Origin of the sequence: Bifidobacterium stellenboschense, from assembly GCF_000741785.1 — a bacterium.
In the GTDB taxonomy this organism is placed as follows: domain Bacteria; phylum Actinomycetota; class Actinomycetes; order Actinomycetales; family Bifidobacteriaceae; genus Bifidobacterium; species Bifidobacterium stellenboschense.
Genome location: NZ_JGZP01000006.1, coordinates 42,008 through 55,948, shown reverse-complemented (window position 1 = coordinate 55,948; position 13,941 = coordinate 42,008). Strand labels below are relative to the sequence as shown.

Below are 13,941 nucleotides of genomic sequence, written 5' to 3'. Positions count from 1 at the left end.
GCCGTCTATTTCGCGGGCCGTTCGCCGACTTCGGCGCGGAGCCGTTCGACCTCGGATTCGAGGTGTTCGATGAGCAGCACCTGCTGGGAGATGAGCAGGTCGCGCAGGTCGCGTTTGCCGGCGCGCACGTTGAGTTCCGGCGTGAACGGCTTCGCGAGGCGACCGTCCGCCCGCGCCGCTCCCGGTTCATTCCCATCCGCGCCCCCGACGGTTTCGGGGGCGTCCGGCATCGAACGCCATCGCGCGATGCAGCGTTCGATGCGCTTGTAGCCGATCAGGGACGCGTCCAGTCCGGCGTCGCGGAAGATGCGGACGGGCGATTCGCCGGCGTGGTACCGGCGCATACATTCGCGGCGGAACGCCTCGGAGTAGCGTATCCGCCCGTTGGATACGCGCGCGACGGCGGGCAGTGACCGCAGGTATGCGATCTCCTCGTTGGTGAACGTTCCGGTTCCCATGACGGCCTCCTTTCGACGTATCCGATCGCCGTGCCGCCGTCGGCACGGCCTCGACGGCATGGCAATACCATCATTGATAGCTTGCGATGCGGAGTACCGGTACATATCTACCGGAAAATTCCCCGCATCGCGACACGCCGCGAACAATGGCTCTTCTTCGTCGCATGGTATCGGGATTTCCCCCGTAACGAACACCCCCGTAACACCCGTATTGGAAGCGCTTATACCCCCGTTATCACTATGGATTCCATGAACGCTCTATGGTTCACACACATACCCCCGAATAAGGGGAAACACCGAAAAAGAATGGGGACTCCCCCTTCACGTAAGGGGGAGTCCCCGGAAAAGTCGCGGACCGTGCCGAACGTCACGGGACAGCCCGCGCCGCCCGCGGCGCTACAGCAGCGAGGCCGGATCGAGCTTGGCGAGATCGGCCTCGGGCAGCACCTCGGCGGCATGCTCGTACAGGCGCGGGATGCGGTTGCGCAGGCAGGTGAAGATCTCATAGCTGATGGTGTCGGCGGCGCGGGCCCAGTCGTCGGCGGTCGGTTCGGCGAACTCCTCGCCGCGGCCCGGTCCGAACAGTTCGACCGTGTCGCCCTCGCGCACGCCGAGCGTGGCGGCCGAACCGTGCAGGTCGAGGATGAACTGGTCCATGCACACGCGGCCGGAGACGCGGTACAGCTTCGGGCCTTCGGCGGTCATCACGCGAACCGGGCCGCCCGGCTTCTCCACATGCTTGGCGCCCTGCATGTCGAATCCGGAGGCGGAACGGTGGATGCCGTCCGCGTAGCCGAGCGGCACGATCGCGGTGGACGTGTCGTCGGGGGTGAGGTAGGTGCGGCCGTAGGAGATGCCGTGGCCGGCCTCCACGTCCTTGACGGTGCCGAGCTGCGCCTGAAGCCGCATCGCCGGCTTCAGCGCGTAGCTGGACGGCGTGCCCATCGCCGGGTCCGGCTCGTAGCCGTACAGGCCGATGCCCGGACGGGTGAGCTCGAAGTGGATCTCCGGGCGGGACAGCGTGGCCGCCGTGTTCGCGAGATGGCGGATCTCGGGGGCGATGCCCGCGGCCTCCATGCGGGCGGTGAACGCCTTGAAGTTCTCGATCTGACGGTCGGTGGAGGCGACGAACTCGGGCACGTCCGGGCTGTCGGCCACGGCGAGGTGGCTCCACTGGCCGACGATGTGCAGCACGCCATCCTTGGCGAGCGGGACGAGCTTGGCGAGCGCCGCGTCGAAGCCCTCCGGCGTGAAGCCGTTGCGGCCGAAGCCGGAGTCGACCTTCACGTGCACGCGCGCCGTCCTGCCGAGCTTGCGGGCGGCGGCGGCCACCGCGTCGATGCCGGGCAGGGAGCCGACGGACACGTCGATGTCGTTGGCGATGAGCTCGTCGAACGGGACTTCGGTGCCGTTGTAGACCCACGTGAGGATGTGGCAGCGGTCGGGGCCGATGCCGAGCTTCCTCAGCAGCAGCGCCTCATGCGACTGGGCGGTGCCGAGCCAGGTGGCGCCGCCGGCGAGCGCCGCGAGCGCGGCGGGCAGGAGGCCGTGGCCGTAGGCGTCGGCCTTGACGACGCCCATCACGGCGGTGCCGGAGTGGGGGCCGCCGACCACACTCACCAGGTGCGCCATGTTGTCGCGCATGGCCTTGAGGTCGACGATGGCCTGCGCGGGGTAGCGGCGTCGGGCGGCCGCGTAGTTGGCCCTGCCCTTCTCCGAGCTGAATTCGATTTCGGGAGCTGCGTTCATACTCATGGTGCCCCATTGTCGCGCGGCATGGTGACGTGCCCGTTTCCTCGCCCACATGGCGACCGTCGCGGTGGCTCCGGGCGACGAACGACCCGCACCGCCCATCCATGTTCCGCACCGTATCGTGAGACGCGCCACGCCGTTTTCCGGCAGTCCATGTACACTCGCTTTCCACGGTTTGTTTGCCGTTTTCCCGCCCGTAACGTTCGGGGGCAACAATCGACCGTGTTCAAGACTCCCGGCGTTGAGGCGTGCCGGGGTCCCGGAATTCCGTCCGGCCAAGCCCATTCCACGTGTTCATGAGAGAAGACCATGAATCTGTTCCGTAAGAAAACGGTGGATCAGCTTGTCGCCGATTCCACCCCGCTCAAGCGCACGATGCGCACGTTCGACCTGACGATGCTCGGCATCGGCGCGATCATCGGCACCGGCATCTTCGTCCTGACCGGCAAGGGTGCGCTCACCGCGGGCCCGGCCCTGTCCGTGTCGTTCCTGCTGGCCGCGATCTGCTGCGGTTTCGCCGGCCTGTGCTACGCCGAGTTCGCGTCTATGGCCCCCGTGTCCGGATCCGCGTATTCGTACGCGTATCTGGCGTTCGGCGAACTCATCGCGTTCGTGATCGGCTGGAATCTGATCCTCGAATACGCCCTGCAGGCGGCCACCGTGTCCGCAGGCTGGGCCGGCTACTTCAACAAGCTGCTCGGTCAGTTCGGCCTGAGCCTGCCGGTCGAGCTGACGGCCGCCTACGGCACCACGCCGGGCGTGACCACCTACTTCAACCTGCCCGGCTTCGTGGTCGTGCTGCTCATCACCTGGGTGCTGTCCATCGGCATCAACCAGACGAAGAAGACCAACGACATCATGGTGATGATCAAGCTCGCGATCATCGCGCTGTTCATCATCTGCGCCGTGTGGTACGTCAAGCCGTCCAACTGGCAGCCGTTCTCCCCGTACGGCATCTACACGTTCCAGCCCGGCTCCACCCAGCCGTACGGCATCCTGCCGGCCGCGTCCATCGTGTTCTTCAGCTTCATCGGCTTCGACGCCGTCTCCTCCTCCGCCGAGGAGACCATCGAGCCGAACAAGACGCTGCCGCGCGGCATCCTCCTGTCGCTCGCCGTCTCCACGGTGATCTACATCATCATGACGCTCGTGATGACCGGCATCGTGCCCTACCAGGAGTTCGCGAAGTTCATCGACGCCCCGGTCGCCGGCGTGATCCTGTACACCGGCATGAACTGGCTGGCCGTGATCGTCAACATCGGCGCGCTCGTCGGCATGACCACGGTGATGCTCGTCCAGCTATACGGCCAGTCGCGCATCTGCTACGCGATGGGCCGCGACGGCCTGTTCCCGAAGTTCTTCAGCGAGGTGCATCCGAAGCATCGCACGCCGTTCAAGGGCACCTGGTTCTTCGGCATCCTCACCGCGATCGCCGGCGGCTTCATCAACATCAACATCCTGTTCGAGCTGGTGAACATCGGCACGCTGTCCGCGTTCATCATCGTCTCCGCCGGCGTGCTGTGGATGCGCAGGACCGCCCCGGACGCGCACCGCGGCTTCAAGGCGCCGGGCGTGCCGGTCGTGCCGGCGCTGTCCATCATCTTCTGCCTGGTGTTCATCGCCGGCCTGAACTGGGAGACCTGGGTGCGGTTCGCGATCTGGCTGGCCATCGGCCTGGCCGTCTACTTCGGCTACAGCCGCCGCCACTCCAAGCTGGAGGGCGCGGGCAACGCCGGTGCCCCGCAGGTCGCCGCGGCGAAGGCCGAATAGCCGCCACGTCCGCCCGATACGACGAAGCCCCTCGACGCCCATGCAATGGGCCGAGGGGCTTTCCCGTAAATTCGGAGCAATGCTCCCTACCATTCGTGGCGTTGGTAGGCGATGCGCGTCGTATCCGTCGGCCGATCCAGCAACTGGATGAGCCCGCAGCGGGCGAAGCCGGCCGACTCGAACACGTGCTGCATGGCCTTGTTGTTCGGATGCGTGTCGGCACGCACGTTGCCGTAGTGCTTGAGCGTCCATTCGATGCAGTCGCGCGCGGCATGGCGCACCAGACCGGCCGACGTAATGCGGTGGATGGTCACATACGCATCATCGTCAAGCCAGGCTCCATCGATCTGCCTATAGGTGGGGTCCTCCCCCGAGCAGACCGCGAACTGCGCAAGGATGCGCTCGTCTCCGTCCTGCACATCGACGAGCAGCATCATGCGGTGTTCGGCGATGTCCTCCCTGACGACCTCCTCGCGCGGGAACGTGTTCCCCCATTGCGTGGGGTTGCCGTTGCGCGCCATCAGCTCGCGCGCACGCGCATAGTTCTTCAGGATCTGCGGCAGATCCTGCATGGTTGCATGGCGGAAACGACGGGACGTCGCATTGGAGTCGGACACCACACCTCACCTCACGGTCGCGCGAGAGCCCCGCACGGGGATTCGATCGGAAACAATCAACTGACGCGCTACGCTACCATGCCCGCCTCACAAACGCCGCGTGTTTCCTGTGATGCGGCTGGACGGCGCCCGTATGGAGACGCAAAGCGCCCGTCCGCCTTGCACGGCGGACGGGCGCGGACGGGTGACGACGTGCATCGCGCGGGCATCGCCGCGGATCCGGCGATCAGACGACCTTGCGTTCGAACGGGTCGGAGCTGATGCCCTTGGCGAGGATGTCCTTGCACCATTCCTTCGCGGTGAACAGGCTGTGGTCGCGGTAGTTGCCGCAGCTTTCGATCGTGGTGGCGGGCACGTCGTCCCACGTGGCCTTGTACGCGATGAACTCCAGCGACTCCTTCAACGCCTTGGCGACCTCCTCGGTGGGATGCTCGCCCCAGGTGAGCAGGTGGAAGCCGGTGCGGCAGCCGAACGGCGAGCAGTCGATGTAGCCGTCGATGCGTTCGCGCAGCAGCACGGCGATCGTGTGCTCGATCGTGTGCAGTCCGGCCGTCGGGATCGCGTTCTCGTTCGGCTGCACGAGACGCAGGTCGTAATTGGAGATCACGTCGCCGTGCGGCCCCTTCTCCGTGTCGATGTAGCGCACGTACGGCGCCTTCACCTTCGTATGGTCGAGCTGGAAGCTTTCCACCACCGGCTTGTCGGTCTTCTCCGCCATGTTCGTTCCTTTCCGCATACGCCGCCCTTCGGCGCGCTCCTGCACGCCGCCGGCGTATCCGCCGCCCATCCTAGTCGTCGATCGCCCGCGAAGACGCATCGCACCCGGCCGGCGTTATAGACGCTCGTTATAGACGGGATAGACGGAATCGGCGGGACGGCGGAATCGCCGGGACGGCTCAGGACGCGCCGCCGAACGCGGCGATCTCATCCATGAACCGGCGTCCGTACGCCTGAAGCTTGCGTTCGCCCACGCCGGAGACGGCGAGGAACTGCGCGTCGGTGACCGGCCTGATGCGCGCCATGTCGCGCAACGACCGGTCGGAGAACACGATGTACGGCGGTTTGCCGATCTCCTGCGCGATGGTCTTGCGCAATCCGCGCAGACGCTGGAACAGCGCCTCCTCCTCGTCGCCGGGCACGTATGCATCCGCGTCGACGGGACCGTTCGTGCCCGCCGCGCCGAACACGGTGGAGGACGGCGTGCCGGCGGAGACGCCGAGACGGCGCATCCGACCGCCGTCCGCCGCGCCGGAGCCGGAACGCGCGGTCCTGCGTTCCACGCGTTTGATCTCGTAGCGGAAGTCCGGCGAGACCGTCTCCGCCGCCCGCGGACCGAAACCGACGATCGGCAGGCGCCCGTCGGCGATGACGAGATGGCCGTCGGTGGCCATCTGGCTGAGCACGTCGCGCACCCGCGCCTCCGACTCGTCCTTCAACGTGCCGAAGCTGGGCATGCGCTCCGGTTTGAGCCAGGCGAGATCCTGCGCCTGCGAGCCGCGCAGGATCCTCACGATCTTGCCCGAGCCCACCCCGCGACGCACCGGGCGCGGCGTCGTCTCGTGCCCCTGCTCGTCGTGGTCGAACATCACGTCGTGCACGCAACGGCTGATGTTGCGCGCGATGACGGTCACGTCGATGGTGGTGAACGTGCGTTCGCAGCAGTTCGCGCACGCGCCGCACGTGGCGTGCGCGGCAGTCTCACCCGCCTCTCCGGATGCGCCCGAACCGCCGATGCCGGACTTCGCGGCCCCCGGATCGGACTCCTGCCCGAAGTAGCGGGTCATGTAGCGATGGAGACATTCGGTGGTGCGGCAGTATCCGATCATGCCGTCGAGCAGGCGACGCCGGTTGCGTCGCGCGATCTCCTGCTCCTCGGAGGTCATGCGGTCGTTGTCATAGTCCGAATCCAGCAGGCGACGGCGCGTGACGATGTCGGACTCGTTCCACAGCAGCGTGCAGCGGCTGGGTTCGCCGTCGCGGCCCGCACGTCCGGCCTCCTGATAGTAGGATTCGATGGATTCGGGCATGTTGTGGTGGATCACGTAGCGCACGTTCGACTTGTCGATGCCCATGCCGAACGCGTTCGTGGCGACGACGACCGGCACCCGGTCGGTCACGAAGTCGCGTTGGGCCGCATTGCGCATGTCCGCGGCCATGCCGGCATGGTAGGCGACGGCGATGGGGCCGCGCTCCCCCGCGCCCGTGCCGGGGCGCTGCGGGACCGACTGGTTCAGCGTGTCGGCGAGCTGCTCGGTCTCCTTGCGCGTAGCGCAGTACACGATGCCGGATTCGTCCGGATGTGAGGCCACGTAGTCCACAATCCACGCGGCCTTGCGTTTGCGCTCCATGTTGATGACATCGAAGTACAGGTTCGGCCGGTCGAATCCGGTGACCGTCACCTGCGGCGAGGCGAGGCCGAGCAGATCGACGATGTCGCGGCGCACCTTCTCGGTGGCGGTGGCGGTGAACGCGCCGACGACCGGACGGCGCGGCAACGAGCGGATGAAGTCGCCGATGCCGAGATACGAGGAGCGGAAGTCCTGCCCCCATTGGGAGACGCAGTGCGCCTCGTCGACGGCGACGAGCGCGATCGGCGTGCGCATGGCGAAATCACGGAACCGCCCGGTCTCCAGGCGTTCCGGGGCGACGTACAGGATCCTCACCTGCCCGTCCGCCGCCTGGGCGAGCACCATCGACTGCTCGTCCGGCGTCTGCGTGCCGTTGACGAACGCCGCCGGCAATCCCTGGTCGTTCAACGAGTCGACCTGATCCTGCATGAGGGAGATAAGCGGCGAGATGACGACGGTGACGCCGGGCAACAAGGCGGCCGGTATCTGGTAGCACACGGATTTGCCGGCGCCGGTGGGCATGACGGCGAGCACGTCGCGCCCATGAAGAAGCGCGTCGACCACGCCGTCCTGCCCGGGGCGGAACGACTCATAGCCGAAGTACCGTTCCAGCGCCCCGAGCGCCGCCGCATGCGTGTCAGCCGTCTGTCCAGTCATGGTTCCACCATACATTCCCCATGGTGCGGCAACACACTTTCTCCACAACGGCGGAATGAAGCCGTTTTGGGCCACCGCACCATGGGATGTTCACCGCACCATGGGGTATGCGGGTGGGGTCACAGCTGGGCCAGCGCCTGGTCGAGGTCGGCGATGAGGTCGTCGGCGTCCTCGATGCCGACGGAGATGCGGATCAGGTTGTCGGGCACCTGCAGGGTGGTGCCGGACACGGAGGCGTGGGTCATGGCGGCGGGCACCTCGATGAGGCTTTCGACGCCGCCGAGCGATTCGGCGAGCGTGAAGATGGTCGTATGGTCGACGAGGCGCTTCGCCGCCTCGGCGCCGGCGGCGAGCTGCACGGAGACGATGCCGCCGAATCCGCCGTGCATCTGGCGTGCGGCGATCTCGTGGCCCGGATGGGATTCGAGACCCGGGTACCAGACGCGTTCGATCACGTCGGACGGCTGGGATTCGAGCCACTGGGCGACCTTGAGCGCGTTGGCGGAGTGGCGCTTGACGCGCAGATCGAGGGTCTTGAGGCCTCGGATGTCGAGCCAGGAGTCGAACGGGGAGGGCACGGCGCCGGCCGCGTTCTGCAGGAACGCGACCTGGTCGCGCACGTCGGGGTCGTTGAGGACGACGGCGCCGCCGACCACGTCGGAGTGGCCGCCGATGTACTTGGTGGTCGAGTAGACGACCGCGTCGGCGCCGTCGTCGAGCGGATGCTGGAGGGCGGGCGAGGCGAACGTGTTGTCGACGACGACCTTGGCGCCGTGCTTGTGCGCGAGTTCGGCGGTGAGCGCGATGTCGGTGATGTTGAGCAGCGGGTTGGACGGGGTCTCGACCCAGATGTAGCGGTACGGCTTGGCGGCGAGCGCCGCTTCGACGGCCTGCGGGTCGGTGATGTCGACCACGTCGAGGCCGACGCCCCACGGCACGAACACCTTGGCGAGCAGACGGTAGGTGCCGCCGTACACGTCGTTGCCGAGGAGGATGTTGTCGCCGGGCTTCAGGGTGGAGCGCAGGAGCACGTCGATGGCGGCGAGGCCGGAGGAGAAGGAGAGCGCGTATTTCGCGCCTTCGACGGCGGCGAGCTGTTCGTCGAAGCTGGTGCGCGTCGGGTTGATGGAACGGGAGTAGTCGTGCCCGCCGCGCAGGCCGAGCACGCCGTCCTGCTTGAACGTGGAGGTGGCGTAGATCGGTGTGACAACGGCGCCGGTGGTGGGGTCGGGTTCCTGCCCGGCGTGGATGGCGCGGGTGGCGAGGGCGGTTTCGGCGAACTGGGCGTTGTATGCGGCGGTCATGATGATTGGTTCCTTTCGACTGATGATGTATATGCTATGCGGGTTTACAGGTACTGTTCGGCGAGGGAGGGACGGGCGGTGCGTTCGACCACGTCGCCGTAGCCGTTGGCGCGCATCCAGTCGTCGTCGAAGATCTTCTCAAGGTAGCTGCGGCCGGAGTCGGGGGCGAGCACGACGACGAGCTGGTTCTCGTCGAGGTCGTGCTCCTTCGCGTACTTGACGGCGCTGGCGACGGCCATGCCGGAGGATCCGCCGACGAGCAGCGCCTCCTCGCCGGCGAGGCGGCGGGTCATCTCGAACGCTTCGGCGTCGTCCGCCTTGACGATCTCGTCGGGGATGGAACGGTCGTAGGCCTTCGGGTAGAAGTCCTCGCCGACGCCTTCGATGTCGTACTGGTGGACGTCGGCGGGGTCGGCCGCGGAGTAGATGGAGCCTTCCGGGTCGGAGCCGACGACCACGACGCGCCCGTCGGACGCCTCCTTGAGGTAGCGTCCAGTGCCGGAGATGGTACCGCCGGTGCCGATGCCGGCCACGAAGTGCGTGATCTTGCCATCGGTGTCGCGCCAGATTTCGGGGCCGGTGGTGGCGTAGTGGCTGGCCGGGCCGTTCGGATTATCGTACTGGTTGGGCCGGTAGCCGCCGGGGATGGCCTTGGCGAGGCGTTCGGCCACCTGGTAGTAGGAGCGCGGATCGTCGGGGCCGGCGTCGGTGGGGGTGACGACCACTTCGGCACCGTATGCGCGCAGCACGGCGCGCTTCGATTCGGAGACCTTATCGGGCAGGGTGAAGATGGTGCGGTAGCCGCGCTGCTGGGCGACCATGGCGAGGCCGACGCCGGTGTTGCCGGACGTGGGTTCGACGATGACGCCGCCGGGCTTCAGTTCGCCAGAGCGTTCGGCCGCGTCGATGATGCGCGCGGCGATGCGGTCCTTGGAGGAGCCGCCCGGGTTCATGTATTCGATCTTCACGGCGATGGTGGCGCGGACGCCGTCTTCGGTGGGGATGTGGTTGAGCCTGACGAGCGGGGTGTTCCCGATGAGGTCGGCGGTGCTGTTCGCGATGGTCATGATCGTCTCGTTTCCTTGTGGGTCAGGGTTTGGTGGTTCGATCCGTTGTGGATGGAATGTCGTCGTCGTGAACCGGCGTTCCCCTGCGAGACGGTCTGGATGTGCTGCGTTGTCGATGATGACGGGCGTCCGTGTGCCGTGCGCGACGTGTGCCGCGATCGTGCGTCGTGATGTTCGATGATGTTTCCTTCGCGGATTCCGTCATGAGTATCGGCACCCCCAACGTGCCAATACTCCACGTGCACGCCGGTATGGTTCTGCCCGTTTGAAATCCGAAACGAAAATCGCGGCGATTCCCCTGCCGCATTCGAATGCCCTGTCTCAAGTTATGCGTCACTGACCGTCCGCCCGGGGGCGTCGGTTAGCGACAACAACACAAGAGAATCTGCATGCCTCACACCATACCACCTCCTTCCCAGCCAGCGTGTCGAGGACGTCCACATAACGAGAACGCCGCGGATCGCCCATGAAGGGGATCCGCGGCGTTCCAAGGGGTCAAGGCCGATTCAGATGAGCCACCGCCGTGCGGCGTGGACTTCACGTCGCATCGTGAGCCGACGGACGACGGCCACACAGACTACGAACAGCACCACCGCCTCGACGAGCGGGATCCACGCGACGTACAGATGCCATTCATCCCAGTTCGATTCGTACCGGATGACCTCGCCGGTCATGGCCTGCGCCAGCCATGCCAGCTTCACGGAGCCGTTGAACAGGAACAGCCGCATCACCACCACGTAGGCGACGACGACCACACCCACGGACACCGCAAGCCGTTTCGCCCCGCCCGAACACGCCCATGCAACGGCCGCACCGGCCAGCAACCCCAGCGCCGCGGCGGCGAGCATCAGCGCGAAACAGGCCACGCCCATGAACAGCCATCCGCCGGGGATGATGCCCGACACCTTCGAGGCACCGCCCGTGGAGAACGGAACGTACTGCCACGCGTACAGGAACCGGTAGGAGAACGGCGTCTGGTAGAGGTCGTTGCCCCACCAGCCGTAGACCGGCGATGCGCCGGCCGTCACCTCGACGGAATCCTGCCAGACACGATCCACCAACCCGTATTCCAGCACGGTCATCGCCACGGCCGACAGGACCGCCGCGACCACGCCGCACATGGCCGGTGCGACCGCCAGCGAGCGCCGGTCCACGCCGTGGCACAGTTCCGGCCCCACGAACGCCAGGAACCAGACCAGCCCGGCGGCGAACAGCATCAGACCCATCAATGATTCGATGTCGGCCGCACCGGCGCCCATCATGGTGTCGAGCGCGTACGGCATCCGCACATGCCAGTGACCCTGCAAGGCGAGGTACCGTACGCCGCCGCCGATCGCGGCCATCACGACGCCTACGCCGAGCACCGCCGCATACAGTCCCGCGCATCGCCGCATCATGACGCGAGTCTGCCGGCCGGTCCGATGGCGCCGCGTCTTCCGCACCACCATCGTCGCCCCATCGCCCCGCGCACCGTCACGTATACCGGGTGAAATGCCGAGCGCCGTCTTCGTCACTGTCGATCCCACCGCAATCACCTCGTCTTTCCTTCGCCGCCGGCCTTCGCTGCGACGAGCCGTACGGAATGGACCTCATGCCGCGCCGTGAGCCGTCTCGCCACCGCCGCGCACACCGCGAACAGCAGCAGCGATTCGACGAGCGGCAGCCACGCGTACAACAATGCGAGTTCCATATGGCTCACGTCGTATTCGTTGTAGAGCGAATCGCCTCGCGTCAGGCGTATCCACAGCGGACTGAGCACGCCCACCCATCCGGACCATGTAGGGTCGCGCGTCGCCTCCATCCACGGGAGCACCACCAGCACACCCGCGGCGTAGGCGGCAATCAGAACCGCGACCGCACCGGCGATGCGCCGCGCCCCGCCGTCGAGCACCCACATGAGCGCCGCTCCGGCGAGCATGCCGAGGGCCGTGGCGGCGATCATCATCGCGAGGAAGATGACGCAGGCGAGCAGGAACGGCGGGAGCCCGGCATGTCTGATGTCGGCGTACGGATCGCGTGTCTCGAAGGGATTGCAGCCGACCCACGCATTCGCGAAGCGGTTGATGCGGCTCATCATGACGCCGTTGCCCAGCCAGCCGTCCGCCCACACCCAGCCGTCGTCGTGCCCCGGCGTGAACACCGTGCCGTCGCCGTACCAGGAATTCGGGCCATCGATCCGATACAACGGAAGACTGCCGAAGTAGGTGCCGGCATACGCCAACGGCACCAGCAGCACGGTCGAGGCGACCGCCGTGAACAATCCGATGCCGCCGGACGTCGCGGCGAACGAACGCCGGGAGACGCCGTGGCACAGCATCCGGTCGAAGAAGAGCACGTACCATGCGACCGCACCGAGGAACAGCATCGTCGCCGTGAGCCAGTCCAATCGGAACGGAGAGACGGAGGCGCTGCCGGTCAACGGATTGACCCACAGGAACCCGAGTCGCTGCGACGCCAGATACAATCCCCATCGCATGGCCGCCAGCAACAGGATCACGGCGAGCAGCGTCACGGCCGCCGGCAGAGCGTCCCGCCTCATCGCGCGGGATTGAATCCCGTTCGGAGGGTGTCCGTTACGCATCGCGATCGCCTCCCATCACAGTCGAACCGGCCGTGGCGGCATCCCCGGCGGCGTTTCCCGTATCACCGGCACCCGAAGCCTTCCCCGCCGTGCCGCCGTCGCCAGTGACACGGATGAAGTAGTCCTGCAGGCCGAGGCCGCTGACGGCGATGCCGTCGGGCACGTCGCGTTCGTCCACGTGGCCGCGCACGGTGACGGTGGCAAGCCTGCCCATGCGTTCGACCGCGACCGGCTGCAGTCCTTCCGCGTGGACGAACGCGTTCACGCGCGCCTCGTCGCCGACGAGCACGGTGGCGCGGGAGGCGACGTCGCCGGCGTCGAACGCATCGACGACGCGGCCGCGGTCGAGGATGACGGCGCGTTCGACGACCTGCGCGACCTCGTCGATGATGTGCGTGGAGACGACGATGACGCGCGGGCGTTCGGCGAACGATTCGATGAGGAGACGGTAGAAGCGCTCGCGGTTCGCCGCGTCGAGCCCGTTGACCGGCTCGTCGAGCAGCAGCACGTCGACGGGCAGGCACAGTCCGGCGACGAGGCGCACGATCTGGCGCTGGCCGAGTGAGAGACCGCCGTATGAGGCGTTCTCCTTGATGCCGAACGCGGCGAGCATGCGCGCGGCCGCCTCGCCGTCGATGCCGCCGCAGTAGCGGCCTTCGCGCTTGAGGAACGATGAGACGCGCATGCCGAACAGGAACGGCAGCGTCTCGTTGACGAGATGGATGCGCGCCTGCGCGTGCTCGTTGTCACGCACGTTCTCGCCGTCGAGTTCGACGTCGCCGGACGTGGGCAGGAGCCGGTTGGCGATGGTGGCGAGCAGCGTGCTTTTGCCGGCGCCGTTGCGGCCGAACAGGCCGTGGATGCCCGGTTCGAGCGTGAGGTTCACGTGGTCGAGGGCCGGCGCGGACGCCTTGTGGAAGGTTTTGGTCAGGTCGTTGATGATGAGGCTCATGATCGGTACCCCTTGTCGATGATGTCCTTGAGTTCGTCGGCGCCGATGCCGAGTCGTTTCGCTTCGGCGATGAACGCGCCGACGTGCGTGGTGAGGAATTCGTCGCGTTTGGCGTCGCCGGCCTTGCGTCTGGCCCCGGCGGTGACGAACATGCCGAGTCCGCGGCGCTTCTCCAGCAGCCCCTGGTCGACGAGCAGGTTCATGCCTTTGAGCACGGTGGCCGGGTTGATTTTGTACGTGGTGGAGATCTCCGTGGTGCTGGGCACCTGCTCGCCTTCGGCGAAGGCCCCGGAGACGATCGCCTCGCCCAGCTGTTCGGCCACCTGCCGGAACAACGGCGTGGTCCCTGAAAAATCGAATCTCACGGTATGGCGCACCTCCTTACGGTCGAATGAATGATCCGATACAAGCAACCTCGTTAGTTAGTCGGTTAGT

12 protein-coding genes are annotated in these 13,941 nt (G+C 66.6%); 1 reads left to right on the top strand and 11 read right to left on the bottom strand.

All coding sequences use genetic code 11. The features are described from left to right. Window positions 1-5 precede the first annotated feature (5 nt). Both BSTEL_RS02710 and alr read right to left on the bottom strand, forming a co-directional pair. On the bottom strand, window positions 6-458 hold the full coding sequence (locus BSTEL_RS02710; protein WP_034526832.1) for an HTH domain-containing protein: 453 nt from the start codon (window positions 456-458) through the stop codon (window positions 6-8). A gap of 396 nt (window positions 459-854) precedes the next feature. Further along, a complete protein-coding gene (alr, locus tag BSTEL_RS02705; RefSeq protein ID WP_034526829.1) occupies window positions 855-2,213 on the bottom strand; it encodes an alanine racemase in 1,359 nt (452 codons plus the stop codon). A gap of 306 nt (window positions 2,214-2,519) precedes the next feature. Here alr and BSTEL_RS02700 point away from each other — a divergent pair, with 306 nt between their 5' ends. Further along, window positions 2,520-3,980 carry an amino acid permease gene (locus tag BSTEL_RS02700; RefSeq protein ID WP_034526827.1) on the top strand — a complete coding sequence of 487 codons (1,461 nt, stop codon included), beginning with the start codon at window positions 2,520-2,522 and terminating at the stop codon, window positions 3,978-3,980. 86 nt (window positions 3,981-4,066) lie between these two features. Here the strand turns inward: BSTEL_RS02700 and BSTEL_RS02695 are convergent, their stop codons facing one another. The 9 genes from BSTEL_RS02695 to BSTEL_RS02655 all read right to left on the bottom strand — a co-directional run bounded on the left by BSTEL_RS02695 (window position 4,067) and on the right by BSTEL_RS02655 (window position 13,871). Beyond that, the gene (locus BSTEL_RS02695; RefSeq protein ID WP_051922797.1) at window positions 4,067-4,552 is read right to left on the bottom strand and encodes a histone acetyltransferase; all 486 of its coding nucleotides are present in this window, start codon (window positions 4,550-4,552) and stop codon (window positions 4,067-4,069) included. Between the two features lie 271 nt (window positions 4,553-4,823). Then, entirely contained in the window at window positions 4,824-5,315 is a 492-nt protein-coding gene (locus tag BSTEL_RS02690; protein WP_034526894.1) for an S-ribosylhomocysteine lyase, read from the bottom strand. 178 nt (window positions 5,316-5,493) lie between these two features. Continuing rightward, a complete protein-coding gene (locus BSTEL_RS02685; RefSeq protein ID WP_034526825.1) occupies window positions 5,494-7,602 on the bottom strand; it encodes a RecQ family ATP-dependent DNA helicase in 2,109 nt (702 codons plus the stop codon). A 119-nt stretch (window positions 7,603-7,721) separates the two neighbouring features. After that, window positions 7,722-8,906, bottom strand: coding sequence for a cystathionine gamma-synthase (locus BSTEL_RS02680; protein ID WP_034526823.1), 1,185 nt, complete (start codon window positions 8,904-8,906; stop codon window positions 7,722-7,724). 44 nt (window positions 8,907-8,950) lie between these two features. Further along, on the bottom strand, window positions 8,951-9,973 hold the full coding sequence (locus tag BSTEL_RS02675) for a pyridoxal-phosphate dependent enzyme (RefSeq protein ID WP_034526821.1): 1,023 nt from the start codon (window positions 9,971-9,973) through the stop codon (window positions 8,951-8,953). Window positions 9,974-10,479: 506 nt separating this feature from the next. Continuing rightward, complete coding sequence (locus tag BSTEL_RS02670) at window positions 10,480-11,370, bottom strand: hypothetical protein (RefSeq protein ID WP_156963136.1); 891 nt, start codon at window positions 11,368-11,370, stop codon at window positions 10,480-10,482. Between the two features lie 134 nt (window positions 11,371-11,504). Continuing rightward, complete coding sequence (locus tag BSTEL_RS02665) at window positions 11,505-12,512, bottom strand: hypothetical protein (RefSeq protein ID WP_034526814.1); 1,008 nt, start codon at window positions 12,510-12,512, stop codon at window positions 11,505-11,507. A gap of 34 nt (window positions 12,513-12,546) precedes the next feature. Then, entirely contained in the window at window positions 12,547-13,506 is a 960-nt protein-coding gene (locus BSTEL_RS02660; protein ID WP_051922790.1) for an ATP-binding cassette domain-containing protein, read from the bottom strand. After that, entirely contained in the window at window positions 13,503-13,871 is a 369-nt protein-coding gene (locus BSTEL_RS02655) for a GntR family transcriptional regulator (RefSeq protein WP_034526804.1), read from the bottom strand. Before BSTEL_RS02655 ends, BSTEL_RS02660 begins: the two co-directional genes overlap by 4 nt. Window positions 13,872-13,941 lie beyond the last annotated feature (70 nt).

Excerpts from the sequence above, each read along its gene's own strand:
- BSTEL_RS02675 (WP_034526821.1), bottom strand. The coding sequence starts at position 9,973 with ATGACCATCGCGAACAGCACCGCCGACCTCATCGGGAACACCCCGCTC.
- BSTEL_RS02690 (WP_034526894.1), bottom strand. The coding sequence starts at position 5,315 with ATGGCGGAGAAGACCGACAAGCCGGTGGTGGAAAGCTTCCAGCTCGAC.
- BSTEL_RS02660 (WP_051922790.1), bottom strand. The coding sequence starts at position 13,506 with ATGAGCCTCATCATCAACGACCTGACCAAAACCTTCCACAAGGCGTCC.
- BSTEL_RS02695 (WP_051922797.1), bottom strand. The coding sequence starts at position 4,552 with ATGCAGGATCTGCCGCAGATCCTGAAGAACTATGCGCGTGCGCGCGAG.
- BSTEL_RS02670 (WP_156963136.1), bottom strand. The coding sequence starts at position 11,370 with ATGATGCGGCGATGCGCGGGACTGTATGCGGCGGTGCTCGGCGTAGGC.
- BSTEL_RS02665 (WP_034526814.1), bottom strand. The coding sequence starts at position 12,512 with ATGAGGCGGGACGCTCTGCCGGCGGCCGTGACGCTGCTCGCCGTGATC.
- BSTEL_RS02710 (WP_034526832.1), bottom strand. The coding sequence starts at position 458 with ATGGGAACCGGAACGTTCACCAACGAGGAGATCGCATACCTGCGGTCA.
- BSTEL_RS02680 (WP_034526823.1), bottom strand. The coding sequence starts at position 8,906 with ATGACCGCCGCATACAACGCCCAGTTCGCCGAAACCGCCCTCGCCACC.
- BSTEL_RS02700 (WP_034526827.1), top strand. The coding sequence starts at position 2,520 with ATGAATCTGTTCCGTAAGAAAACGGTGGATCAGCTTGTCGCCGATTCC.
- alr (WP_034526829.1), bottom strand. The coding sequence starts at position 2,213 with ATGAGTATGAACGCAGCTCCCGAAATCGAATTCAGCTCGGAGAAGGGC.
- BSTEL_RS02685 (WP_034526825.1), bottom strand. The coding sequence starts at position 7,602 with ATGACTGGACAGACGGCTGACACGCATGCGGCGGCGCTCGGGGCGCTG.